This window comes from Pseudarthrobacter sp. SSS035 (assembly GCF_023273875.1).
Classification (GTDB): domain Bacteria; phylum Actinomycetota; class Actinomycetes; order Actinomycetales; family Micrococcaceae; genus Arthrobacter.
Window position 1 is genome coordinate 3,400,264 of the sequence record NZ_CP096882.1, and the last position, 25,669, is coordinate 3,425,932.

General features: G+C 66.8%; 18 protein-coding genes. 14 read left to right on the top strand and 4 right to left on the bottom strand.

Annotated elements, in window-relative coordinates; genetic code table 11:
* Positions 1–31: 31 nt before the first annotated feature.
* The 9 genes from glmS to MUN23_RS15825 all read left to right on the top strand — a co-directional run bounded on the left by glmS (position 32) and on the right by MUN23_RS15825 (position 15,714).
* Positions 32–1,924: a glutamine--fructose-6-phosphate transaminase (isomerizing) gene (gene glmS, locus MUN23_RS15785; RefSeq protein ID WP_248759622.1), complete on the top strand. Its 1,893-nt coding sequence runs from the start codon at positions 32–34 to the stop codon at positions 1,922–1,924.
* Between the two features lie 135 nt (positions 1,925–2,059).
* A complete protein-coding gene (locus MUN23_RS15790; RefSeq protein WP_248759624.1) occupies positions 2,060–2,407 on the top strand; it encodes a holo-ACP synthase in 348 nt (115 codons plus the stop codon).
* 37 nt (positions 2,408–2,444) lie between these two features.
* Positions 2,445–4,058 carry an NAD(P)H-hydrate epimerase gene (locus MUN23_RS15795; protein WP_248759626.1) on the top strand — a complete coding sequence of 538 codons (1,614 nt, stop codon included), beginning with the start codon at positions 2,445–2,447 and terminating at the stop codon, positions 4,056–4,058.
* A gap of 72 nt (positions 4,059–4,130) precedes the next feature.
* Complete coding sequence (gene glgX, locus MUN23_RS15800; RefSeq protein ID WP_248759628.1) at positions 4,131–6,386, top strand: glycogen debranching protein GlgX; 2,256 nt, start codon at positions 4,131–4,133, stop codon at positions 6,384–6,386.
* Positions 6,383–8,725 (top strand): malto-oligosyltrehalose synthase, encoded by a 2,343-nt coding sequence (treY, locus tag MUN23_RS15805; protein WP_248759630.1) that lies wholly within the window; start codon positions 6,383–6,385, stop codon positions 8,723–8,725. Before glgX ends, treY begins: the two co-directional genes overlap by 4 nt.
* Positions 8,722–10,512, top strand: coding sequence for a malto-oligosyltrehalose trehalohydrolase (gene treZ, locus MUN23_RS15810; protein WP_248759632.1), 1,791 nt, complete (start codon positions 8,722–8,724; stop codon positions 10,510–10,512). The genes treY and treZ overlap by 4 nt, the downstream gene beginning before the upstream one ends.
* 128 nt (positions 10,513–10,640) lie before the next feature.
* Positions 10,641–13,349 (top strand): lipase family protein, encoded by a 2,709-nt coding sequence (locus MUN23_RS15815; RefSeq protein WP_248759634.1) that lies wholly within the window; start codon positions 10,641–10,643, stop codon positions 13,347–13,349.
* A gap of 82 nt (positions 13,350–13,431) precedes the next feature.
* Complete coding sequence (gene mgrA / locus MUN23_RS15820; RefSeq protein WP_248759636.1) at positions 13,432–14,469, top strand: L-glyceraldehyde 3-phosphate reductase; 1,038 nt, start codon at positions 13,432–13,434, stop codon at positions 14,467–14,469.
* A 159-nt stretch (positions 14,470–14,628) separates the two neighbouring features.
* The gene (locus MUN23_RS15825) at positions 14,629–15,714 is read left to right on the top strand and encodes an inositol-3-phosphate synthase (RefSeq protein ID WP_248759638.1); all 1,086 of its coding nucleotides are present in this window, start codon (positions 14,629–14,631) and stop codon (positions 15,712–15,714) included.
* Between the two features lie 83 nt (positions 15,715–15,797).
* On the opposite strand, the gene MUN23_RS15830 is transcribed toward MUN23_RS15825, so the two are convergent.
* From MUN23_RS15830 to mshA, 3 genes are all read right to left on the bottom strand, one after another.
* A complete protein-coding gene (locus MUN23_RS15830; RefSeq protein WP_248759640.1) occupies positions 15,798–16,715 on the bottom strand; it encodes a DUF559 domain-containing protein in 918 nt (305 codons plus the stop codon).
* A 119-nt stretch (positions 16,716–16,834) separates the two neighbouring features.
* Complete coding sequence (locus tag MUN23_RS15835; RefSeq protein ID WP_248759642.1) at positions 16,835–18,517, bottom strand: formate--tetrahydrofolate ligase; 1,683 nt, start codon at positions 18,515–18,517, stop codon at positions 16,835–16,837.
* A gap of 53 nt (positions 18,518–18,570) precedes the next feature.
* Positions 18,571–19,836 carry a D-inositol-3-phosphate glycosyltransferase gene (mshA, locus tag MUN23_RS15840; RefSeq protein WP_248759644.1) on the bottom strand — a complete coding sequence of 422 codons (1,266 nt, stop codon included), beginning with the start codon at positions 19,834–19,836 and terminating at the stop codon, positions 18,571–18,573.
* 194 nt (positions 19,837–20,030) lie between these two features.
* On the opposite strand from mshA, the gene MUN23_RS15845 reads away from it, so the two are divergent.
* The gene (locus MUN23_RS15845) at positions 20,031–20,480 is read left to right on the top strand and encodes a GNAT family N-acetyltransferase (protein WP_248764106.1); all 450 of its coding nucleotides are present in this window, start codon (positions 20,031–20,033) and stop codon (positions 20,478–20,480) included.
* Here MUN23_RS15845 and MUN23_RS15850 read toward each other — a convergent pair.
* Positions 20,477–21,907, bottom strand: a complete 1,431-nt coding sequence (locus MUN23_RS15850; protein WP_248759646.1) for a 6-phospho-beta-glucosidase — start codon at positions 21,905–21,907, stop codon at positions 20,477–20,479. The genes MUN23_RS15845 and MUN23_RS15850 overlap by 4 nt on opposite strands.
* A gap of 70 nt (positions 21,908–21,977) precedes the next feature.
* Between MUN23_RS15850 and MUN23_RS15855 the strand changes: the two genes are divergently transcribed.
* The 4 genes from MUN23_RS15855 to tsaB all read left to right on the top strand — a co-directional run bounded on the left by MUN23_RS15855 (position 21,978) and on the right by tsaB (position 25,668).
* Entirely contained in the window at positions 21,978–23,069 is a 1,092-nt protein-coding gene (locus MUN23_RS15855) for a carbohydrate kinase family protein (RefSeq protein WP_248759648.1), read from the top strand.
* A gap of 78 nt (positions 23,070–23,147) precedes the next feature.
* Positions 23,148–24,398, top strand: coding sequence for an alanine racemase (alr, locus tag MUN23_RS15860; protein WP_248759650.1), 1,251 nt, complete (start codon positions 23,148–23,150; stop codon positions 24,396–24,398).
* Positions 24,395–24,997, top strand: coding sequence for a tRNA (adenosine(37)-N6)-threonylcarbamoyltransferase complex ATPase subunit type 1 TsaE (gene tsaE / locus MUN23_RS15865; protein ID WP_248759652.1), 603 nt, complete (start codon positions 24,395–24,397; stop codon positions 24,995–24,997). Before alr ends, tsaE begins: the two co-directional genes overlap by 4 nt.
* Positions 24,997–25,668, top strand: a complete 672-nt coding sequence (tsaB, locus tag MUN23_RS15870; RefSeq protein ID WP_248759654.1) for a tRNA (adenosine(37)-N6)-threonylcarbamoyltransferase complex dimerization subunit type 1 TsaB — start codon at positions 24,997–24,999, stop codon at positions 25,666–25,668. Before tsaE ends, tsaB begins: the two co-directional genes overlap by 1 nt.
* The last annotated feature ends 1 nt before the right edge of the window (position 25,669 follow it).

Here is a 25,669-nt window from a genome sequence, read left to right on the forward strand (position 1 = left end):
TCTCAACCCGGCTGCCGATAAGCTGGAGCCCATGTGTGGAATCGTTGGATATGTGGGCCATTCTGCTGGCCGTGTGAATGCCGGTCACAGTGCGTTGGATGTAGTCCTTGAGGGATTGCGCCGTCTGGAGTACCGGGGTTACGACTCTGCAGGTGTCGCGGTGGTCTCCGAGGGGTCCATCGAGTCCCGGAAGAAGTCCGGCAAGCTGAGCAACCTCCTCGCCGAGCTGGAGGCCCACCCGCTGCCGGAGACGTTCACCGGCATCGGCCACACCCGCTGGGCCACGCACGGCGGCCCCACGGACCAGAACGCGCACCCGCACCTGTCCGACGGCGGCAAGCTGGCCCTGATCCACAACGGCATCATCGAGAACTTCGCCGAGCTGAAGCTGGAGCTGGTGGCCAAGGGCTACGCGTTCGAGTCCGAGACGGACACCGAGGTCGCGGCCGTGCTGCTGGGCGATATCTTCCGCAACAAGCTCGGTGGTGTGGCGTCCGACGGCGGCCTGACGCTGGCGATGCAGTACGCCTGCCAGCGCCTTGAGGGTGCGTTCACGCTGCTGGCGGTCCACGCGGACCAGCCCGACGTCGTGGTTGCCGCCCGCCGCAACTCACCCCTGGTGGTGGGCCTGGGCGATGGCGAGAACTTCCTGGGCTCGGACGTGTCCGGCTTCATCGATTACACCCGCCGTGCGGTGGAGCTGGGCCAGGACCAGATTGTCACCATCACCGCTGACACGGTGGAGATCACCGATTTCTATGGCGCCCCGGCCGAGGGCAAGGAATACCACGTTGACTGGGATCCGGAATCGGCGGAAAAGGGCGGTTTCCCGTCCTTCATGGAGAAGGAAATCCATGACCAGCCCGACGCGGTGCTGCAGACCCTGCTGGGCCGCTCGGACGTCAACGGCAGGCTGACCCTGGATGAGCTCCGTATTGACCCGCAGCTGCTGAAGAACGTCGACAAGATCATTGTGCTGGCCTGCGGGACGTCGGCGTATGCCGGGCAGGTGGCCAAGTACGCCATCGAGCACTGGTGCCGGATTGCCACCGAGGTGGAGCTCTCCCACGAGTTCCGGTACCGGGACCCGATCGTGGACGAGAACACCCTGATCGTTTCGATCTCCCAGTCCGGGGAGACGATGGACACGCTGATGGCTGTCCGTTACGCCAAGGAACAGGGCGCCAAGACGGTCTCGATCTGCAACACCAACGGCTCCACCATCCCGCGTGAATCCGACGCCGTGCTCTACACACACGCCGGCCCGGAAATCGCCGTGGCTTCCACCAAGGCGTTCCTGGCGCAGATCACGGCGGCGTATCTGCTGGGCCTGTACCTGGCGCAGCTGCGCGGGAACAAGTTCCAGGGCGAGATCAAGGACATCCTGGCGGACCTGAACAAGATCCCGGCCAAGATCCAGCGGATCCTGGACAACGAGGCGCAGATCAAGGAACTCGGCGAGTCCATGGCCGACGCGAAGTCCGTGCTGTTCCTGGGCCGCCACGTCGGCTTCCCGGTGGCCATGGAAGGTGCGCTGAAGCTCAAGGAACTCGCGTACATCCACGCCGAGGGCTTCGCCGCCGGTGAGCTGAAGCACGGCCCCATCGCGCTGATCGAGGAGGGCCAGCCGGTGTTTGTGGTGGTCCCGTCCCCGCGCGGACGCGACTCGCTGCACGCCAAGGTTGTCTCCAACATCCAGGAAGTCCGGGCGCGCGGCGCCAAGACCATTGTGATCGCCGAAGAAGGCGACGAGGCAGTCAAGGCCTACGCCGAGCACGTCTTCTACATCCCGGAGACCCCCGTGCTGCTGGCCCCGCTGCTCAGCACGGTCCCGCTGCAGATCTTCGCCCTGGCCCTCGCCTCGGCCAAGGGCTACGACGTGGACCAGCCCCGCAACCTCGCCAAGAGCGTCACCGTAGAGTAACCGCAGGCCGGCCGGCCAAGAGCCGGTCAGTACCCAGCGAAATGGAAGCCCCGAGCCTTAGGCTCGGGGCTTTTGTTGTCTGCCGCGCAGCGCGCTGTGCGCGGCAGGCGCGGAGTGTCCCCGTAGAATAGCGCCATGATTGTTGGCATTGGCGTAGACGTTGTAGACATCGAGCGGTTCGGCCGCCAGCTTGAGCGCACTCCGGGGCTCCGGGACCGGCTGTTCGTGCCCGCGGAACGTGAGTTGAACACCCGCTCCTTGGCCGCGAGGTTCGCCGCCAAGGAGGCCGTGGCCAAGGTCCTCGGCGCGCCGGCCGGCATGAACTGGCAAGACTGCTGGATCGGCCTGGACCAGCACGGACCCACCATCCAGGTCAAAGGAACTGTGCTGGCGGTGGCCGAGTCCAAGGGCGTCAAACGCTGGCACGTCTCCATGAGCCACGACGGCGGCATTGCCACCTCCACGGTACTGGCCGAAGGCTGAACCACTTACTGCTCAGCCCAACGACGGACCTGACACCATGATCAGTGCCTATACCGGAACCCAGATCAGGGCAGCAGAACAGCCGTTCCTGGCTGCCGGGATGGGCGATGTTCTGATGGGGCGGGCCTCCTACGGGCTCGCCAACGCGGTGGTCCACGAGCTGAAGTCACGCGGCCAGCGGCATTACGGCGCCAGCGTGGCCGTCCTGGCGGGCAAAGGCAACAACGGGGGAGACGGCCTCTTCGCCGCGTCACTCCTGGCGGCCAGGGGAATGCGTACGACGGCGGTACTCACCGCCGGAACGGCCCACGCCGAGGCGCTGGCTGCCTTTGAGCGCGCCGGGGGGCGCGTACACCTCCTCACCGAATCCAACGCCAGCCAATTGGCCGCACACGTGGCGGGTGTCGACGTCGTAATTGACGCGATCCTGGGGACGGGCGCCCGCGGCGGCCTTAGAGGCGCGGCCGCCGGCCTGGTGCGCGGCCTTTCGGATTTGCGGCTGTCGTCTGCGGATGCGGGGATTGTGGTGGCCTGCGATATTCCCAGCGGCGTCGACGCCGACACCGGGGAAGCCCATGTGCCGGTCCTGTCCGCGGACCTGACCGTCACCTTCGCCGCCGCCAAGGTGGGGTTGCTGGCGGACCCGGGCGCCGATCACGCCGGCCACATCCACGTGGTGCCCATCGGCATCGAAGACGAACTGCCCTGGCCGGCGCTGCGCAGGTTTGAACCGGTGGACCTGGCCCGGCTCCTGCCGCAGCCCGGAAGGCGCTCGCACAAGTATTCCCGCGGCGTCCTGGGCGTCGTGGCCGGATCCGCCGATTATCCGGGCGCCGCCGTGCTGGCCTGCCGGGGTGCGTTGGCCGCCGGCGCGGGGATGGTCCGCTACCTGGGCCCGCCCGAGGTGGCCGACCTGGTGCGGCAGTCGTGCCCGGAGGTGGTGTGCAGCACGGGCTCTGTCGCGGAGACGCACGTCCAGGCGTGGCTGGTGGGTTCGGGCATGGGACCCGGCGATACCGAACAGCTCCAGCGCGCCCGTGACGCCGTGGAATCCGGTCTGCCAGTGATCGCCGACGCCGGAGCGCTTCCCGCCCTGCCCTCGATCCTGGCGCCGCAGGTGGTGCTCACACCGCACGCCGGCGAATTGGCATCGCTACTCCAGCGGCTGGCGTCTTCCCCGGACAGCCCGGACTTTGATCCCACCCCGGACCGTACCGCCGTCGAATCCTCCACCCTTGGCGCGGCCCGGCATGCCGCCGTGCTCACCGAGGCCACTGTGCTGCTGAAGGGTGCCACCACCCTGGTCGCGTCGCCCTTCCAGGATTTCTACAGCCAGGCGGACGGCACGGCGTGGCTCGCCACCGCCGGAAGCGGCGACGTCCTGGCCGGCATCATCGGTGCGCTGCTCGCCCAACTGGGGTCCGACGTCGGACGCTTCCGTGATGCGGGCATCGATCCCGACGAGCGCTGGGCAGCTATTGCCGCCCTCGGGGCCAGCCTCCACGGCCTCGCGGGAGCGGCCGCCTCCGGCGGCGGACCGCTGACGGCCGGCCGGATTGCGGACGCCGTACCAGACGTTTGGTATAAAGTCAGCCTGCTTAGTAAGCAGGCGGGCCGGAAACGTAATAGTCACACCCACCCGCTACCGTAGGCATAGGTTTTGTACCGGCAGGGGCGGTTTTGTGTCCACGCACCCGCTGTCGAACAACGATGAGGAGCACGCATGGAAATCTGGCCCGGAACGGCATATCCGCTTGGCGCCACTTTTGACGGGACCGGCACGAACTTCGCTTTGTTCAGCGAACGCGCCGAAAAGATCGAGCTGTGCCTCTTCGATGACGACGGCGTGGAAACCAGGTTCAGGCTCGACGAGGTGGACGGCTACGTCTGGCACGGCTACATCCCGCAGGTCCAGCCGGGCCAGAAATACGGCTACCGCGTCCACGGGCCCTACGACCCGGACTCCGGCAACCGCTTCAACCCCAACAAACTGCTCCTGGACCCCTACGCCAAGGCCGTGCACGGGCAGATGGACTGGGACCCGGCGCTCTTCTCCTACAACCTGGGCGAGCCCGACTCCATCAATAATGAGGATTCGGCGCCACACATGATGATGGGCGTGGTGATCAACCCGTTCTTCGACTGGGACGGCGACCACAACCTGCGCATTCCGTACCACAAGTCGGTCATTTACGAGGCCCACGTCAAGGGCCTGACCCAGCTCCACCCGGAGATCCCCGAGGAGCAGCGCGGCACCTACGCCGGCGTGGCACACCCGTCCGTCATCGCGCACCTCCAGAAACTGGGCATCACCGCGATCGAGCTGATGCCGGTGCACCAGTTCGTCAATGAGGGAACCCTGCAGGACAAGGGCCTGAGCAACTACTGGGGCTACAACACCATCGGCTTCTTCGCGCCGCAGAACACCTACAGTTCCACCGGCGACACCGGGCAGCAAGTCCAGGACTTCAAAGCCATGGTCCGCACGCTGCACCGCGCAGGCATCGAAGTGATCCTTGACGTGGTGTACAACCACACGGCCGAAGGTAACCACCTGGGCCCCACGCTGTCCTTCAAGGGCATCGACAACGCCTCCTACTACCGGTTGATGGAGGGCGACGAGAAGCACTACATGGACTACACGGGCACGGGCAACTCGCTCAATGTCCGCCAGCCGCACTCGCTGCAGCTGCTCATGGATTCCTTGCGGTACTGGGTCACCGAAATGCACGTGGACGGCTTCCGCTTCGACCTCGCCTCCACCCTGGCGCGCGAGTTCTACGACGTGGACAAGCTCTCCACCTTCTTCGAGCTCATCCAGCAGGATCCGGTGGTGTCCCAGGTCAAGCTCATCGCCGAGCCCTGGGACGTGGGTCCCGGCGGCTACCAGGTGGGCAACTTCCCGCCGCAGTGGACGGAGTGGAACGGCCAGTACCGCGACACGGTCCGGGACTTCTGGCGTGGCGAACCGGCCACACTGGGCGAATTCGCGTCCCGCCTCACCGGCTCCGCCGACCTGTACGAGCACTCGGGCCGCCGGCCCGTGGCCTCCATTAACTTTGTCACCGCCCATGACGGCTTCACGCTTGCTGACCTGGTGTCCTACAACGAGAAGCACAACGACGCCAACGGTGAGGACAACAACGACGGCGAATCCCACAACCGGTCCTGGAACTGCGGGGCTGAAGGTCCCACCGACGATCCCGCCGTCCTCGGGCTGCGCGCCCGCCAGCAGCGGAACTTCATCGCCTCGCTGCTCCTGTCCCAGGGTGTGCCCATGCTGCTGCACGGTGACGAAATGGGACGCACCCAGCAGGGCAACAACAACGGCTACTGCCAGGATTCGGAACTGACCTGGGTCAACTGGGAGAACATCGACCAGCCCCTCGTCGAATTCACCGCCGCCGTCAACGCGCTGCGCGCCAAGCACCCCACGTTCCGCCGGAGCAGGTTCTTCGACGGCCGTCCCGTACGCAGAGGCGAAGGCGAACGCCTGCCGGACATCGTATGGCTCGACGTGGATGCTAGCACCATGCAGCCGGAGGACTGGGACAGCGGCTTCGGTCGCTCGGTGGGTGTGTTCCTCAACGGCGACGGCATCCGGGGCCAGGATGCCCGAGGCCGCCGGATCACGGACGTGAACTTCCTGCTGTACTTCAACGCCCACGATGACATGGTCAAGTTCACCCTGCCGGCCGACGAGTACGCGCCGGCCTGGGACATCATCATCGACACCGCCGGCCACAATGCGGACACCGAACCCGTCAGGGCCGGTGACGCTCTGCCGGTGGACGCAAAGTCGCTGGTGGTCCTCCGTGCCCACACCGTTCCCGATGTTGAACCGGACCATTCCGTGGCCGCGTCGCTCGCCGCGCTGTCGCAGACCGCCACCAGCGAGACCGAGTCCTTGAGTTCACCCATGGTGGCCGAACCCGGGAAGACCACGAAAGTCGGGGCCCGGAAGGCCGCCGCAAAGTGAAGGCTCCGGCATCCACCTACCGGCTCCAGATCCGCAGCAGTTTCACGCTCTTTGATGCCGCCGCCACCGTTCCGTACCTGAAGTCATTGGGTGTTGATTGGGTCTATTTGTCTCCGATCCTGACGGCGGAGCGCGGGTCCGATCACGGCTATGACGTGACGGATCCGTCGTCGGTGGACCCGGAGCGGGGCGGCCCGGAAGGCCTGCTTTCCCTTTCGAGGGCCGCCCGGGAGCACGGCATGGGCGTGCTGGTGGACATCGTCCCCAACCATGTGGGCGTCGCCTCGCCGGCGCAGAACCCGTGGTGGTGGTCGCTGCTGCAGGAAGGGCGCGGCTCACCTTACGCGGAAGCGTTCGACGTCGACTGGGACTTTGGTGCCGGCCGGATCCGGATCCCCGTCCTGGGCAGTGATGACGACCTTGACGTGCTGGCGGTTGCAGATGGCGAACTCCACTATTACGGCCACCGTTTTCCGCTGGCGGCAGGTTCATACGCCGACGGCGACTCTCCGCGAGCTGTGCACGACCGGCAGCACTACGAACTGGTCTCCTGGCGCCGGGCGGACAGCGAGCTGAACTACCGGCGGTTCTTCGCGGTCAACACCCTGGCGGGCATCCGGGTGGAGGACCCCTGGGTCTTCGGCCAGGCCCATGCCGAGGTGAAGCGCTGGTTCGACGACGGCCTGGTTGACGGGCTGCGTGTGGACCACCCGGACGGCCTGGCGGATCCGGCCGGGTATCTTCGCTGGCTCAAGGACCTCAGCGGCGGAGCCTACGTCCTGGTGGAGAAGATCCTGGAGCCGGGGGAGGAGCTGCCGGCGGAATTCGCCTGCGAAGGCACCACCGGCTACGACGCCCTGGCCGACCTGGACCGCCTGCTGGTGGACCCGGCCGGCGAGGCTGCGCTGGACGCGTTGGATGCACAGCTGCGCTCCGGCGAACCTGCGGACTATACGGCCATGATCCTGGGGACAAAGCGTGCCGTGGCAGACGGCATGCTGCGGTCCGAGATCCTGCGGCTGGCCCGGCTGGTTCCCGCTTCCGCGAGTCTGTCCGAGGACGTCGCGGCCGATGCCCTGGCCCAGGTCATCGCGGCCTTCCCCGTGTACCGCACGTACCTGCCCACGGGTGAGGACGTGCTGCGCGAGGCCTGCGCGGCAGCGGCCCGCCAGCGCCCTGACTTGGCTGAGGTGCTGGACGTGCTGTTGCCACTGCTGCTCAAGCCTGAGACTGAACTGGGCCGACGTTTCCAGCAGACGTCCGGCATGGTGATGGCAAAGGGCGTGGAGGACACGGCCTTCTACCGCTACACCCGGCTGGGGACACTGACCGAAGTGGGAGCAGACCCGTCCCACTTCTCGCTCGCCCCGGACGAATTCCACCGGCGAATGGCCGAGCGCCAGGCGTCCCTGCCGCTGTCCATGACCACGTTGACCACCCACGACACCAAACGCAGCGAGGACACCCGGGCACGGATCTCCGTGATCGCTGAGCTGCCGGACGAGTGGGCCGCAACCCTTGACACCCTTCGCGGGCTCGCCCCGGTGCCCGACGGCCCGTTCGAGAACATGCTGTGGCAGGCGGTCATCGGTGCGTGGCCGGCGTCGCGGGAACGGCTGCATGCCTATGCCGAGAAGGCTGCCCGGGAAGCAGCCAATTCCACCACCTGGACGGATCCGGACGAAAAGTTCGAAGCACGGGTTAAGGCAGCGGTGGACGCAGTGTTCGACGACGCCCGGGTCACTACGGCGATCGAGGACTTCGTCGCCAGGACGGATGCCTTTGCCGCTTCCAACTCGCTGTCCCTGAAGCTGCTCCAGCTGACCATGCCGGGAGTGCCAGACGTCTACCAGGGCACCGAATTCCGGGACCGCTCGCTGGCCGACCCGGACAATAGGCGGGCAGTTGACTTCAAGCGCCGCGAAACCGCCCTTGCCGCACTGGATGCCGGCACAAGTCCGGCGGACTTCCGGGACGAGGCCGCGAAACTGCTGCTGACCTCCCGGGCGCTGCGCCTCCGCCGGGATCGGCCCGAACTCTTCGAGGGCTACCGGCCCGTTCTGGCTTCCCACGCTGCGGCGGACCACCTGGTGGCCTTCGACCGCGGGGCGGACAGCAGCAGAACTGGCGGCGCGCCCGGTGCGTTGACCCTGGCGACGCGGCTTCCCGTCGGACTGGAACGCGCCGGCGGGTGGCGGGATACCGCCGTCGAACTTTCCACCGCCATGCGGGACGAACTCACGGGACGGACGCACGGCCCCGGCCCGGTGCCGGTGGCCGGCATCCTCCAGCAATACCCTGTGGCGCTTCTCGCGCCCGTGATCGGAGACAACGCATGAGCCTGACGCACCACGGTTCCGGCCGGTTCGATGTCTGGGCCCCGGACGCCTCGGCCGTCTCGCTGCTCGCCAACGGGCACCAATACCCCATGAAGCAGGGGGCGGGAGTCCCCGGCGCAGATGGCTGGTGGTCCGCGCCGGAAGCGCCGGCTGACGCAGATGTGGATTACGGCTACCTGCTCGACGGCGACGCCCACCCGCTGCCGGACCCCCGGTCCCGCCGCCTCCCGGACGGCGTCCACGCGCTGTCCCGCACCTACGATCCCGCCTCCTACGCCTGGCAGGACGCCGGCTGGCAGGGGAAGGAACTGCGCGGCTCGGTCATCTACGAACTCCACGTGGGAACCTTCACGCCCGCGGGAACACTCGATGCTGCCGCGGACAAACTAGGCTACCTCGCGGACCTCGGCATCGATTTTGTGGAGCTGCTCCCGGTCAACGGGTTCAACGGCACCCACAACTGGGGCTACGACGGCGTCCAGTGGTTCGCGGTCCACGAAGGCTACGGCGGTCCTGCGGCCTACCAGCGTTTTGTGGACGCCGCCCACGCTGCCGGGCTGGGCGTCATCCAGGACGTGGTTTACAACCACCTGGGACCCAGCGGCAACTACCTGTCCAGATTCGGCCCGTACCTCAAGCAGGGCGACGCCAACACGTGGGGCGATTCGGTCAACCTCGACGGCCCGGGGTCCGACGTCGTGCGTGAATACATCCTGGACAACGCCGCGCTGTGGCTTCGCGACTATCACGTGGACGGCCTGCGCCTGGATGCCGTCCACGCGCTGCGCGACGAGCGGGCCGTGCACCTCCTGGAAGAGTTCGGCGCGCTGGGCGATGTCATTTCGGCGGAGACCGGGCTTCCCAAGACCCTCATCGCCGAATCGGATCTCAACAATCCGCGGCTGATCTACCCCCGCGACGCCAACGGCTACGGCCTCGCCGGGCAGTGGAGCGACGACTTCCACCACGCGGTGCACGTCAACGTCAGCGGCGAGACCGCTGGGTATTACGGCGACTTCGCGTCGCTGGGCGTCCTGGCCAAGGTCCTCAAGGACGGTTTTCTGCACGACGGCAGCTACTCCAGCTTCCGCGGACGCCATCACGGCCGGCCCATCAACAGCTCGCTGGTCCACCCCGCTGCCCTGGTGGTGTGCAGCCAGAACCACGACCAGATCGGCAACCGGGCCATCGGGGACAGGCTGTCCCAGTCCCTGCCGTACGGTCCGCTGGCTGTGGCCGCGGTGCTGACGCTGACCTCGCCGTTTACGCCCATGCTGTTTATGGGCGAGGAATTCGGTGCCTCCACGCCCTGGCAGTTTTTCACTTCGCACCCCGAGCCGGAGCTGGGCAAGGCGACGGCGGAGGGCAGGATCCGCGAGTTCGAGCGCATGGGGTGGGATCCCGCCGTCGTCCCCGATCCGCAGGATCCCGAAACGTTCCGGCGCTCCAAACTCAACTGGGCGGAGGCTGCTGACGGTCACCACGCGCGCCTCCTCTCGCTCCACCGCTCGTTGACCGCGCTGCGGCGCGCTTACCCCGAACTGGCCGGCCTGGGGTTCGCGGAAACGGACGTGACGTTCGACGACGACGCCGGCTGGTTGCGCTTCCGGCGCGGGTCCATGGAGGTGCTGCTGAACTTCTCGGCAGTGCCGGTGCGGCTGGACGGTGTGCGGGGCACGGTGCTGCTTTCGACGGACCAGGACTCTTCGCTGGACGCGGATGCGTTGCTGCTTCCGGCACACAGTGGGGCCGTTCTGACTACTGGGGCAGAAGTAACCTCGAGTTAGCGTAGACACTGGAGTTACCCGGGCATACTATTCGCGTACTGACCAGCCGTGATGGGCGGCTCGGTGGTGTGCGGGCGATGGAGGCCGTCATGGGTGACCCAGCGGATAGCGCGTCGAAGGTTCCGCCCATGCTTGAATTGCGGATCCATGGCATCCGCAACACCCCGCCCCACGAGCTCCTCCGTTGCGAAGTCGCCGACGCTACCAGGGTTCAGGGCGACGAACTCGGCGGTTTCTTTACGACAAAGTCTCCCTCTGAGGGGCCAACCTATGTGGAAGCCTACAGCTGGGGAAAGCTGGCACGGACGGCGCCGGTCGCCAGTACTTTTGGCAAGATCGGAGCTGTTGCAAGCAATCTGGCCTGGTTTTTGCTGCTGCCCTTCGGTCTGGCTAATGCGGCCTACTGGGCGCGCCGACTACAAAAGGACGGGCCAAAGGGAGGCAGCCAACTCGCGGCAGGCAACGGAGCGGGAACGGTGCGACTGTTTGCCTTGCTTCTGAGTGTGTTCTACACCGCGGCGCTGTGCACGGTGGCCTTCGACCTGCTGGCGGTGCAATGCTTCCGCCGCTTCGAGGATGTGCCGGGCATGTCGGTCTGCAACCAACTTCCTGGTCCTGCTGACATGCTTCGGAACATGACTCGAGGGCAGCGACTTACAGTTATGGCGTCAGCGCCGTTGCTGGGTATGGGTCTCCTGTTCGCAATTTCCCTTTTGTCCAACGCCAAATACCGACGGCCTACGCTGCGTGCCGAAGCTCGCGGCTCGGAGGAAACTGTAGCTGGCGCCGTCAAGCCGCCCATTCTTGCCGCTTCCGGATTCTGGGATCGAAGGTTCGTTTCCTCGTCCACAGGAGTGGTTCACATCGCGGCGTGCTTTTCGTTCGTAGCGCTACTGATAAACGCAGACTCCGTCGCCGCTGTGCGGTCACCCGAATGCACCGGTGCAGGCCAGTGGTTCAACCCCGGCTGTATTTCTGAAACCCTGAGCCGCACTGGTGAACGTGCGCTGGAAATGGCGCTCCTCGTGGCAGGCGGTCTTTTGCTGCTCATGGTGGTCGTTTTGGTCGTGGCGTGGTCATCGGAAGTCCGTGCACCGGTCGAAACGGCGCTCAAGCGCAAGCAAGCCGCGGGCTTAGTAATGGTGGCTGTGGTGCTGCATCTGGCTGCAACACTCGGCATCGCCTGCTTCGCAACGCCGGACGACACCGTCACCCGAGCCTTCGCCGGCACCCGCGTGGCGCCTCTAGTACTCCTCGCGCTGCTGACCATCCTGAGTTTGTCGGCTGCTGTGACGCGCTCAGGGGTGCGGGCGAGCAGGGCGTTCGTACTGATCTCGATTTCCACCGCAGCCTTGCTGGCCTGGTCGCTCATCCCCGGAAACGACCTCATTCTTCTAGTTCCAGTTGTGGCGGGGCTGGTGCTGGCCGTGGACCTCCTCAGAATGCGCCGGCGCAGCATTGCCGTTTTCGAGCACGAAGGTTGGTTCGGTTTTGGGCCCGGGGTATTCATGCTCCTGGCGGTCATGTTTGCCTCGTTCCTTAGCGGGAGCCTTGTGGTGGGCGTCGCCGAATTTCTGCGGAGTCCGCGAACTGTGGGTCAGGTCCTCGCGCCAAATCCGGTATGGCGATCTGTCACCGAGAGCACCGCGCTGGGAGAAATCACTGTGCCCACGGCGTACCGGATGTTTGCGGGTGTCCTGCTGGTGGCCATCGTGGTTGCTGTGGCGGTGGTCGCCTTTTGGGCCGTGGTGCATCTGTTCAAGCGCCGCATCATTGCGTACCCGAGCGCCTATGATTCCGGCGTCGGGATGCCTCCCGGCGAGCCGGGGGAGTTCAGGCCCCGCAAGATGCCGGAATCGCTTGAGCCGCGCCTACAAAGGGTGGCAGACAGGCAGCGCTGGTCCTCCTTGGCGCAGCGCGGTGAGCCTGCCGTCTGGATTGTGGTCCTCCTGGTGTGGTTGGCAGTGACAGTCAGCCTGGCCGCCAGCGCGGCGCGAGGCCGCACGCCCAACGATTCCGCAATGCAGGCGTGGCTTAATGACGTTGCCGTATTCGTGAACCTGAATCTCGCCGGCTGGGGAGTCGTGGCAGGTGCTGTCTTGGTGCTGGGTCTCGCCATCGGAAACGCCGCGTCCTCCAAGGACCGGCCGCTATCGCTCATTTGGGACATCATCTGTTTCCTTCCCCGGGCAGCGCATCCCTTTGCACCCCCTTGCTATGGCGAACGGGTGGTACCGGAACTCAGCGACAGGATGGCCGCATGGTTACAGCCGGCAAACCGGAAAAACGCCCAGATTGTGGTTTCGGCACATAGCCTGGGTGCCGTCCTGGCCATCGCTGCTTTGTTTCATCTGAAGGCGACGTCGCCGGAAACGGACTTCACGAGGATCCGCCTGCTCACGTACGGGGTCCAGCTCCGGTCCTACTTCGGGCGGTTCTTTCCCGAATTGCTGGGACCAGCCGTTGTCAGCACAGCGCCGTCGGCAGGTCCCGCCTTACGTTGGGCAGATCCGTGGATCACGCAGGTTTCACGGGATTTCGTCCTGGCCAACCAAATGCACGTGACTGAGCATGGAAAATACACATTGGCGTCCCTGCTCAACGGGGATTGGGGTAATGCAGAACCCGGCCCGCCACGAAATCACTGGATCAATATCTGGCGCCGCACCGACTATCTGGGTTTTCCCATCGATTCCTTCTGCACCGGCCCGGGGCAGCGGGACTGCATCGCCGAGGAGTTTGAGCCCGGCGGTTACATGGAGGAAGTTGCGACTCACGGGAATTACCTGTCGACGGCTGCGTACACCACGGCCAGGAACGCGTTGATTTCCACCTGATCTGCCGGCACCGCCGGCTCCGAACACGTAACCCGGGGCCTTGCGGTCTGTAGCGCGCGTCACAGATGGCAGGATGGTATGTATGACTTATTCAGCCGCGGAAGACCGCTATGAATCCATGCCCTACCGCCGCGTCGGACGCAGCGGACTGAAACTGCCGGCCATTTCCCTGGGACTGTGGCACAACTTCGGCGACGACAAGCCCTTCGAAGTGCAGCGCGCCATCCTGCGCCGCGCCTTCGATCTGGGCGTCACCCACTTCGACCTCGCAAACAACTACGGTCCGCCCTACGGCGCCGCCGAAACGAACTTCGGCCGCCACTTCAAGGACGACTTCAAGCCGTACCGCGACGAACTCATCATCTCCAGCAAGGCCGGCTACGACATGTGGCCGGGCCCGTACGGCAACTTTGGCTCCCGCAAGTACCTGCTGGCCAGCCTGGACCAGTCCCTGGAGCGCATGGGCCTGGATTACGTGGATATCTTCTACAGCCACCGTCCGGATCCGGAAACGCCGATGGAAGAGACCATGGGCGCGCTGGACCAGGCCGTCCGCTCGGGCAAGGCGCTGTACGCGGGCATCTCGTCCTACACCCCGGAGCAGACCCTCGAGGCCGCGCGGATCCTGAAGGAACTCGGTACGCCGCTGCTGATCCACCAGCCGAGCTACTCCATGCTGAACCGCTGGACCGAGAACGGCAGCCCCAACCTGTACGAGGCCCTGGAGCAGGTGGGCGCCGGCTGCATCGCCTTCTCGCCGCTGGCCCAGGGAATGCTCACAGGCCGCTACCTCAACGGCGTGCCCGCGGATTCCCGGGCAGCGCAGCACAAGTCACTCGACGAAGCCATGATCACGGACGAGAACCTGGACCGCGTCCGCGGGCTCAACCGGATCGCCGAGGGCCGGGGCCAGACCCTCGCGCAAATGGCGATCGCCTGGATCCTCCGCGAGCAGGGCAAGGGCTCCGCCGTGACATCCGCACTCGTTGGCGCTTCCAGCGTCCGGCAGCTGGAAGACACCCTGTCCGCCATTAACAACCTGGACTTCACCGCAGACGAGGTCAATGCCATCGACGAGTTCGCCGTCGAGTCGGACATCAACCTGTGGAAGCAGAAGTAACAACGTAACGCTTCAACTGACGGGGGCCGGGAACAATCCCGGCCCCCGCTTGGTTGGGTAAGATGAAAAGGCGCCGAATGGCGCACTGCCAGCGTGCCGCCGTCGTACTTTTCCGGTACTGACCGTCCTGGCGGCTGAAGTTGTCTTCAAAGGAGTTCCGTGTCTGCAAATCCGATTCGTGTTGCCATCGTTGGTGTGGGTAACTGCGCCGCCTCGCTCGTCCAGGGCGTGCAGTATTACCGTGACGCCGATCCCCAGGCCACGATCCCGGGTCTGATGCACGTGGAGTTCGGCAAGTACCACGTCAACGACGTCCAGTTTGTTGCCGCTTTTGATGTTGACGGCAAGAAGGTGGGCGTGGACCTCGCCGACGCCATCCTGGCCAGCGAGAACAACACCATCAAGATCGCCGACGTGCCCCCCACCGGCGTGACCGTCCAGCGCGGCCACACCCTGGACGGCCTCGGCAAGTACTACCTCGAGACCATCGAACAGTCACCCGAAGAGCCCGTTGACATCGTCGCCGCGCTCCGCGAATCCAAGGCCGACGTTATGGTCTGCTACCTCCCGGTTGGTTCCGAGGATGCAGCGCACTTCTACGCGCAGGCTGCCATCGACGCCGGCGTGGCGTTCGTCAACGCCCTCCCCGTATTCATCGCCGGCACCAAGGAATGGGCCGACAAGTTCACCGCCGCCGGCGTGCCGATCGTGGGCGACGACATCAAGAGCCAGATCGGTGCCACCATCACGCACCGCGTTATGGCCAAGCTCTTCGAAGACCGCGGCGTCACGCTGGACCGCACCTACCAGCTGAACGTCGGCGGCAACATGGACTTCAAGAACATGCTGGAGCGCGACCGCCTCGAGTCCAAGAAGATCTCCAAGACCCAGGCCGTGACCTCCAACGTTGAAGCCGACATTGCGCCGCGCAACGTCCACATCGGCCCGTCCGACTACGTCCAGTGGCTCGACGACCGCAAATGGGCCTTCGTCCGCCTCGAGGGCCGCAACTTCGGTGATGCCCCCGTGTCGCTCGAATACAAGCTCGAAGTCTGGGACTCACCGAACTCCGCCGGCGTGATCATCGACGCCATTCGCGCCGCCAAGATCGGCCTGGACCGCGGCATCGGCGGCCCGCTGCTCTCGGCCTCGAGCTACTTCATGAAGTCCCCGCCGGAGCAGTTCAACGACGACCTCGCCCGTGAAAAGGTAGAGGCCTTCATCCGCGGCGACCTCGAGCGCTAACCAAGCTCCACCCCTAGTTGCTCTATCAGTTGTAGTCCTCAAATCTATGGTTTGGCGACTACAACTGATAGGGCAACAGGCATTTAAGAGGACTGGAGCGCAAGCCGGACCTGATTGACGGCACGGCGGAAGTCGTGAGCCAAATCGTCTCCGTTGAATTTGAAGTACCTCCAGCCGGCGGCATTGAAGAGTTCGTCGCGGCGATTGTCGCGCGACTGCTGCTCGCGGGTCAGGTGATGGCCGCCGTCGTACTGTATGGCGATCCGCTGGGCGCGGTAGCCCAGGTCTGCCGCCGGCGAGTAGGGGTCAGACTCCACAATCCGCAGTTGCAGTTCCGGCTCCGGCAGGCCTGCGGAAGTCAAGGCGAGGCGTAGGAACGTCTCAGGCGCGGAATCGGCTCCGGAACGGATGAGCTCGGCGGCCTCCCTAGCCTTCACGATACCTTTGAGCTTCGGGTGCCGCTTCAGCATTTCGTGCAGCTCGGGAAGCGTTGACCACGGCGCCAGCCGGGCTTCGAGGCCGGGCCGGGGCTGACGGATCAGCTGGTCACCAACAGCCACCAGATCCTCCAGCGGTATGAGGCTGGCAAGGTCAAGCCAAGTCCGGGCCGGGGTGGAGATCCGCATCCCGTCCAGCACCATGACCTCCCCATCAAAGGCCAGGACAGTGTGGCCGACTACGCCCTCGCGCCGCACAGGCGGCAGGTTCCTGGGCTTGCTCAAATGGAGTTCCCGGCAGTCGCGGAACCAGCTAGGAAGCCAGAGCCCGAGCACGACGGCGGCCGTCAGATGAGAGATCCAGGCGCCCGGTGTGGCAGCTGAGAGTGCCCTGGCAAGTCCTCGGATCTCAAAGTCCCAGCCCGTGGGCAGATACAGCAACCGTCCGGCTGAGGCGAGGTCGGAGGAACGAAGTCTGCCGCTGCTCAGGTTGGCAGCTCGCGCCTCATGGACAGTGAACGGAACGGACGTGAGATGATCCGGCAGTGGCGAGGATGCGCGCATGTGCCATTGTTACCCGAAGCCAATCTCGCGCGCAGAAGTTATCCACAGGGACAGTTGCTCTATCACTCTTGGTCGCTTTGCCCCCGGAATAGGACCTCAAAGTGATAGAGCAACGTGTGTCAGGAGAGGCCCACCGGATTGCCGGCGTCGTCCACGTCCATGCGCATTGCGGCGGGGGCGGCCGGGAGGCCCGGCATCGTCATGACGGCGCCGGTCAGGGCCACGATGAAGCCCGCCCCGGTCTTGGGGATAAGGTCGCGGACGTGCACGGTGAAGCCTTTGGGAGCCCCCAGCCGGGAGGCATCATCCGTAAACGAGTACTGGGTCTTGGCCATGCAGACGGGAAGCCCGGACCAGCCGTTCTTTTCGATCTCGGCCAGGCGCTTCAGGGCGGGGACGGAGAAGTCCACACCGTCGGCGCCGTAGATCTCCTGCGCTATGGTCCGGATCTTCTCCTCCACAGGCAGGTCCAAGGGATACAGATGGTGGAAGCTGTTCGGCGCAGCAACCGCGGACGCAACCTTCGCGGCCAGCTCGTCTCCGCCGTCTCCGCCGCCGCCCCGGCCCCAGACGTCCGCCACGGCGGCCTGGACCGCCTCCGCCGCGCACCATTCCAGCAGCCAGTCCAATTCCTCCTCGGTGTCGGACGAAAACCTGTTGATGGCCACGACCGGCGCCACCCCGAACTTCTCCACGTTGTGTAGGTGCCGCCGGAGATTCGCGACGCCGGCCTGCAGCGCCTCGAGGTCGGGTTCCGTCAGCCTGTCCTTGGGCACGCCGCCGTGCATCTTGAGCGCACGGACGGTGGCCACGACCACCACGGCCGACGGCGCCACGTCCGCGATCCGTGCCTTGATGTCCATGTACTTTTCGGCGCCGAGGTCGGCGCCGAAGCCGGCCTCGGTGACCACGATGTCCGCGAGCCGCCGGGCCGTCTGGGTGGCGATCAGCGAATTGCAGCCGTGCGCGATGTTGGCGAACGGCCCGCCATGGACCAGCGCGGGAGTGCCGGCGATGGTCTGCACCAGGTTGGGCTTGATGGCTTCCTTCAGGAGCAGGGTCAGGGCACCCTGGACGCCGAGGTCCGCCACGGTGACCGGATCCCGCGAGTACGTGTAGCCGAACGTGATCCTGCCCAGGCGCTCGCGGAGGTCAGCCAGGCTGGTGGCCAGGCAGAAAACCGCCATGATCTCCGAGGCCACCGTGATGTCGAAGCCGTCTTGCCGGGGGACGCCTTGGGTGGGCCCGCCCAGGCCAATGATCACCTCGCGGAGCGACCTGTCATTCATGTCCAGGACCCGTTTGAACGTCATCCGCCGGGGGTCGATGTTCAGCTCGTTGCCCTGATAGATGTGGTTGTCCACGAGCGCCATCAGGGCATTGTTCGCAGACGTCACGGCATGGAAATCACCGGTGAAGTGCAGGTTGATCTCGTCCATCGGCAGCACCTGGGAGTAGCCGCCGCCGGTAGCCCCGCCCTTCATCCCCAGGATGGGGCCCAGCGACGGTTCACGCAGCGCGATCATCACCTTGTGCCCGGCCCGGGCCAGTGAATCGGCGAGCCCCACCGTGGTGGTCGACTTTCCCTCCCCAGCGGGCGTCGGCGACATCGCCGAGACCAGCACCACTTTCCCTGCAGGCTCCGGCGCCGTCAGGAGGGAGGGATCAACCTTCGCCTTGTACCGCCCGTAGAGTTCCAGGGCGGCGGCGTTGATGCCCGCGGCAGCCGCAATCTCCTCGATGGGCCTCATGGTGGCCTGCCGTGCGATCTCGAGGTCGCTGAGGGTATTCCGTTCAGACATCCTTGTCCTTTGGTTGGAGGCGGGGTACTAAAGGCCGACGGCGGCTGCCCGAGTCAGGGTGCCGGCACCGCCGGGATCAGCCGGCTGGCCAGCTGCTGTTCGACGGCGGCGTGGTACGTTTCCAGCGTGATGGCGGCAGTGCGGTTCCACCCCAGGTTCTCCGCCCGGATGGCCGCCGCCCGCCCCATGTCGGCGCGGGTGTCCGGGTCGTCGTACATAGCCTCGAGCGCGTCCGCCCAGTCCTTGGCATGGTGCCCGTCCACCAGCAGCCCGGTCCGGCCGTGGCAGATGGCGCGGGACAGCCCGCCCACCCGGGTGCCCACCACGGGGGTTCCGCAGGCCTGCGCTTCGATGGCCACCAGCCCGAACGATTCGCTGTAGGAAGGCATCACAACAACGTCGGCCGCCCGGAACCAGGAGGCCAGGTCAGACGCGCTGACCGGGGGAAGGTGCGTGACGACGTCGTCCATTCCGGACTCAGCGATCAGGTGCCGGAGGTTGAAATCCTTGTTCCCGCTGAGGGCACCCAAAATGGTGAGCCGCATGGCGATCTCGGGCCGCCGGGCCCGCAGCAATGCGGCGGCCTTGAGCAGTACCTGTGGGCCCTTCAGCCGCTGGATGCGGCCGGCGAAGACCAGGTGGAATGTCTCCGGCGGAACTCCCCGTTCGGCCCGGGAACGCGCGCGGAAGGCGGGAGTGAAGGTGCTGAGGTCCACGCCCGGCGGTGCGACGTCGATCCGGTCGTAATCGGCATCGTAGTGGGACACCAGCTCTTCGGCTTCGGCGGTGGTGTTGGCGATCAGGCGGGCGGCGCCGTCGACGATCCGGTGCTCGCCCTCTTCGCGCCGCCGCGGCTCTGGCTGTTCGCCTGACTCCAGCAGGAGGTTTTTGACTTTTGCCATGGTGTGCATGGTGTGGACCAGCGGCACACCCCAGAGCTCCGAGAGCTCCAGGCCGGCGATCCCGGACACCCAATAGTGCGAATGGATGACGTCGTAGCGGCCGTGCGGCTGGCGCTGGCGGATCTGCTCGATCTCGGCCACCATATGGTGCAGCAGCCCCGGCAGTTCTTCCTTGGGGATCTTCCGCGGCGGCCCGGCCAGCACGTTGTGGACGCACACACCGGGATCCGGATGTTCGACGGCAGCCTGCTTGGCTGACGTGGAGCGCGTGAAGATCTCCACCTCTACGCCGGTCTCGGCGAGCGCGGAGGCCAGTTCCCGGATGTAGACGTTCATGCCGCCGGCGTCGCCGGAGCCTGGCTGCTCCATCGGGGAGGTGTGGAGGGAGAGTAACGCGACCCTGCGGATCAATGTCATGGCTTCTCCTTCCCACCGCTGGCGCGGCGTGGGCCCCGCTGTTGCCCACTCGGTAAAACACTACTCCAGCCGCTCCCGGGCGGCCTCCCGGCACGTGGCTGGCTGCTAACGTGGCGCGTGTGTATGCAGCCACATCCCCGCCCAGTTCCGCAGAATATTCGATCCGCCCCGCCACGGACGCCGACTGGCCAGGCATGTGGGAGGTGCTGGAGCCAGTCATCCGGTCGGGCGAGACGTTCACCTGGGACCGGGACACCACGGAGGACGACGCCCGGGCCCGCTGGTTCAAGGATGCCCCCGGCCAGGCGTTTGTGGCCGTGACGGCCGACGGCGGCGTGATCGGCACCGGCGAGCTGCATCCCAACCAGGGCGGCGCGGGCAGCCACGTGGCCAACGCCGGCTACATGGTCCACAGCGGCCACGGCGGCAAAGGCGTGGCACGGGCTTTGTGCGCCTACTCCCTGGAGGCGGCCCGGGACGCGGGCTTCCGGGCCATGCAGTTCAACGCCGTCGTGGAAATCAATGTCCGCGCGGTGGCCGTCTGGCAGGGGATGGGCTTCGAAATCCTCGCCACCATTCCTGAGGCGTTCAAGCACCCGACGCTGGGATATGTGGGCCTGCACGTGATGTACCGGAAGCTCTAGCCGCGCCAAAGCCCCAGCAGCGAAGGGAACTCGCGCTCGTAGCCGGCCAGCAGCTTGGCACCGAGGGCAGGGGAGTCCACCAGGGGATGCCGGCCAAAAGCGTCGACGGCGGCCGCCCGGTCGCCGTGCGTCGCTGCCCGGACGGTGAGCCGCTCAACGTCCTTGACGCGCCGGAGGAGGGTGAGTTGCTCCGCTCCCGGAGCTGACTGCGGAAGCGGCACCGCGCCGTCGGGCGTTACCGTGCAGGGGACCTCGACGACGGCGTCCGCCGGCAGTCCCGGAATGGCCGGTTCCGCGGAGGTGCTGCCGTGGGCGGTCACCCCGCCAGGATCGGACGGAAGAGTGTTGGGCGTGTTGAGGATGAGCTGGGCGTCCCCGGCCCCTGCCAGCGCGCGCATCACGGCCAGGGCGACGCGTTCGTAGCCCCCGCCGGCAAGGTCGGCCTCGTCGCGCTGCTCGCCGTGGGTCCGGGCCTCGGCGAGGTAGCCTTCCTCCCGCGAGCGGCGGGCGGCGTCCCACAACGCGTAGGCGTCCGTTCCGGCTGAGGCGAGCCGCGGGTACAGCTCGGCCTGCTGGTGGTGGATGGACTCGCCGCGGGTCTGGGCCATGGCGCGCATGGCCGCGGCGGCGCCGTCCCGCTGGTAGTAGTAATAGAGGTATTCGTTGGGCAGGGCGCCGAGTTCCTTGAGGAACGGCTGCGGGAAGAGCCGGCCTTCCTCGAAGGTACCGAGGGCGCCGGGGTCCGACAGCAGTGCGGGCAGCAGATCCTGGCCGCCGGACTCCAGCCGGTAGAGCCAGCCCAGGTGGTTCAGCCCGTAGTAGCCCACGCCGTCGAGCCTTCCGTCCGGCAGCGCCAGGCCGGCGGCGCGGGCCGCCCGCTGCACCAGCCCGCCCGCGGAATCGCAGATCCCGATGACCCTCCGGCCAAGGACCGGCAGCAGGGCTTCGGTGACCATGCCGGCCGGGTTGGTGAAGTTGATCAGCCAGGCGTCCGGGCAGTGTTCCTGCATCTGCCGGGCAAGGTGCAGCATCTCGGGGATGGTTCGCAGGGCGTAGGAGATGCCGCCCGCGCCGGTGGTTTCCTGGCCGAGCAGGCCAAGGTCCTGGGCCACGCGTTCGTCGTTGATCCGGCCGGCCGTGCCGCCCGGGCGGATCGCCGCGAACACCAGGTCTGTACCCGCCAGGGCCTCCGGCAGGGAGGTGGTGGTGCGCACGGTGGGTGGCTGGGCACGAGCGTTGGCGCCGGCGGAAGCACCGCCGTCGGATTCGGGCATGGCGCGCAGTACCGCGCTGATGGCGCTGAGGCGGGCGGGGTCGACGTCGAACAGCACCAGTTCGCTGACCAGCCCCGCAAACGCGCGGGACGCCAGAGCCCGGTACACAACCGGCACGCGGAATCCGCCGCCGCCGGCAATCATAAGCCGCATAGTCAGCAGTCTAGGGGGCCGCCGGGCGCGCCCCTACCGTGCGGCCGCGGCAGGGCGTAGTCTGCCGGACATGGACGCCATCCCGGACCGCCGCTTCGATCCGCTCTCAACCGTCCGCGCACCGTCCGACGGCGGGTTCGACCTGCTGCTGGCAGGCACGGTTTTCCAAGACATCATCTTCACCGGATTGCCGCACGCGCCCGAGCCGGGCACGGAAATCTGGAGCGAAGGCATGGGCAGCTGCCCCGGCGGCGTCGCGAACCAGGCCATTGCGGCGGCGAGGCTGGGACTGCGCACGGGACTCGCAGCCGCCTTCGGCGACGACGGCTACGGCGACTACAACTGGAAAATCCTGGCCGGGCAGGAACACGTGGACCTGAGCCTGTCGCGCCGCATCCCTGGGTGGCATTCCCCGGTTACCGTCTCACTCAGCGTCCAGAACGACCGTTCGCTGGTGACGCATGGCCACCCGGCCCCCGTGACGTCGTCGGAACTGATCGGTTCGCCGCCGCAGGCGCTCGCCGGCATTGCCGCATTGGACGCTGAGATCGAGCCGTGGGCGGTGGCCGCGCACCAGGCGGGGGTCAAGCTGTTCGGGGACGTGGGCTGGGATCCCAGCGGGGAGTGGGCTCCGGTGCGGCTGGAGAACCTGCAGTATTTCCATGCTTTCCTGCCCAACCAGCGTGAGGCCATGGCGTTCACGGGGAAGGACAATCCGTGGTCCGCGCTGTACGCGCTGGCGGACCGCGTGCCCGTGGCCGTGGTGACGCTCGGCGCGCAGGGTGCCATGGCCGTGGACTCGGAAACCGGAGAGGAAGAGTGGGTGCCGTCGCTGCCGGTGGCCGCCTACGATCCCACCGGGGCCGGCGATTGCTTCGACGCGGCCTTCATCGTGGGCAGCCTGGCCGGCTGGCCGCTGGGCAACCGGCTCCGCTTTGCCAACCTCTGCGCCTCCCTGGCCGTGCAGGAGGTGGGCGGATCGCTGGCGGCGCCTGGCTGGGGAGACATCGCCGACTGGTGGAAGCGGGCCAACTCCCGGCCGGAACGCCAGAGCAGCCAGTGGCTTCGCCGCTTCGGTTTCCTGGAAGACATTGTCAGCGACGTCCCGCTGGCAGCGCAGCGCCGGGCCACCGCCACCATCGCGCACCTGTCCGACGCCTGACACCGTGGCGCCCGGAACAGTGCGCCCGGAACGCGGCGCGATTATCCCGCCCCGAGCCCCCGCACTAGAATCACTAGGGTGACTTATCCCGTAACAACCGGTGACTTCCGCGCGGCCTCAGGACCTGATCCTCAGTACGAGCGGTCCGCCGTCATTGACCTGGACGCCATCCGCCACAACGTGCGGCGGCTGGCGGACGCGGCCTCACCCGCGAAGGTCATGGCCGTGGTGAAGGCCGACGCCTACGGACACGGCGCGGTTCCGGTGGCCCGGGCCGCCCTCGAAGCCGGCGCATCCTGGCTGGGCGTAGCGCACATCTCCGAGGCGCTGGCACTGCGGGCCGCGGGCATCGACGCCCCCCTGCTGGCCTGGCTGCACACGGCGGAAAGCAACTTCGCCGCAGCGGTGGCTGCCGGCGTCGACATCGGCTGCTCCGGCTGGGAACTGGACCGGATTGTGGCCGCCGCGCGGGACCAGGAACGTCCCGCCCGGATCCACCTGAAAGTGGACACGGGCCTGGGCCGGAACGGCGTAGCGCTCGATGCCTGGGACCAGCTGCTGGGCGAAGCCATGGAGTACCAGGACCAGGGCCTCCTGCGCGTGGTGGGCATCTTCTCCCACCTGTCCGTGGCAGATGAACCCCAACGGCCGGAAACCGATGAACAATTGGCGGCCTTTCGCGAGGTGCTGGCTGTGGCCGAGGACGCCGGTGTGGACCCCGAAGTCCGCCACCTGGCCAACACCCCCGCCACGCTGTCCCGCCCCGATACTCACTTTGACATGGTCCGCGTGGGCCTTGGCATCTACGGCCTGTCGCCCTTTGAAGGCCAGACGTCCGCCGAACTGGGCCTCCGCCCCGCGATGACGCTGCGGACGCTGGTGTCCCAGTGCAAGCAGGTCCCCGACGGGCAGGGCGTCTCCTACGGCCTGCGCTACCGCACCAGCGGCCCCAGCACCCTGGCGCTGATCCCGCTGGGCTACGCCGACGGTGTGCCCCGCATTGCAACCGGCGGTCCCGTCCGGGTGGCCGGCCGGACCTACCCCGTGGTGGGCCGGATCGCCATGGACCAGATGGTCATCGACCTCGGCAACATCGGCCCCGCGGGTGCGGAGCTCTTCGGCGCCGAGGCGGTGCTGTTCGGGAACGGGGACGACGGCGGGCCCACCGCGGATGAATGGGCGGTCGCCGCCGGCACGAACAACTACGAGATCGTGACCCGGATCAGCCCGCGGGTGCCCCGCCGGTACATTAACGACAGTCCCGCCGTCGAGCCTTCCGACAGCCGCACTGACGGCGACGCTCACGACGCCGGGCAGGCGACACCGTGAGCGTGCCGGGGGTGGCGGAGCGGCCCACCTGGGAACAGACGCTGAGAGTCACGACGGCGGATGAGACGCACGCGCTCGGTGCCGCTTTAGGGGCGGAGCTGCAGGCCGGGGATCTGTTGGTGCTGACCGGCGAGCTGGGTGCCGGGAAGACCACCTTCACGCAGGGGCTCGGCGAAGGCCTGGGCGTGCGCGCAGGAATTATTTCTCCCACGTTTGTCCTGGTCCGCATCCATCCCAACCTGCCCGACGGCCCGCGGCCCGGTGGCCCGGACCTCGTGCACGTGGACGCGTACCGGCTGGGGTCGGCGTCGGAAATTGACGATATTGACCTGGAAAACACGCTGGACTCGTCCGTGACCGTCGTGGAGTGGGGGCGCGGCCGGGTGGAGCACCTGAGCGAGAGCCGGCTGGAAGTGGACCTGCACCGGGCGATCGGGCTGGACGCCATAGGGGCCGCGGAACCAATGCCCGGCCACACCGAAATCCTCGACTTTGACACCGAGGACCTCGACGAACCCCGCACTATCGTGCTGCGCGGGTTTGGTCCCCGCTGGAGCATGAAACCTGTCCTCGGCGGCGCCTTCGAAGGGACACCGTGATGCTTATTCTTGCCATCGACACCTCCGCCGTGGCCAGTGCTGCGCTGGTCTCGGACGACGCCCTCGAAGGCGTGGTGGCCAGCTTCTCCACCGAGGACACGCGCAGCCACGCCGAAGTGCTTGCGCCCGGCATCGAGGACCTGCTGGTCTCTGCGGGCGTCACCGGCCAGGACATTGACGCGATCGTGACAGGCGTGGGCCCCGGCCCGTTCACCGGTCTGCGCTCGGGGATCGCAACCGCCCGGACGCTCGCCTTCGTCTGGGACAAACCGCTGTACGGGCTGATGAGCCTGGACGCCGTGGCACTGGAAGTGGCTGAGTCCACCGATGCCGCGGCCGAATTCCTGGTGGTCACGGATGCCCGGCGCAAAGAGGTCTACTGGGCGCGGTACAGCCTCGCCGACGGCCAGTTGCCGCAGCTCGAGGACGGCCCGCACGTCAGCTTCGCGGCCGACCTGCCGGACCTCCCGGCCTACGGCGCCGGCGCCGGACTCTACAGTGATGTGCTCCGCGCGGACCCTGGTTTCAGCAACGAACAGCCCGACGCCCTGTACCTTGGACAGTTCGCCTTGGCCCGGCTGGCAGCCGGCGGGAAGCTGCTCGACTCCACGCCCCTGTACCTCCGGGAATCCGACGCCCAGGTCCCCGGCCCGCGGAAGCGGGCCCTGTGAG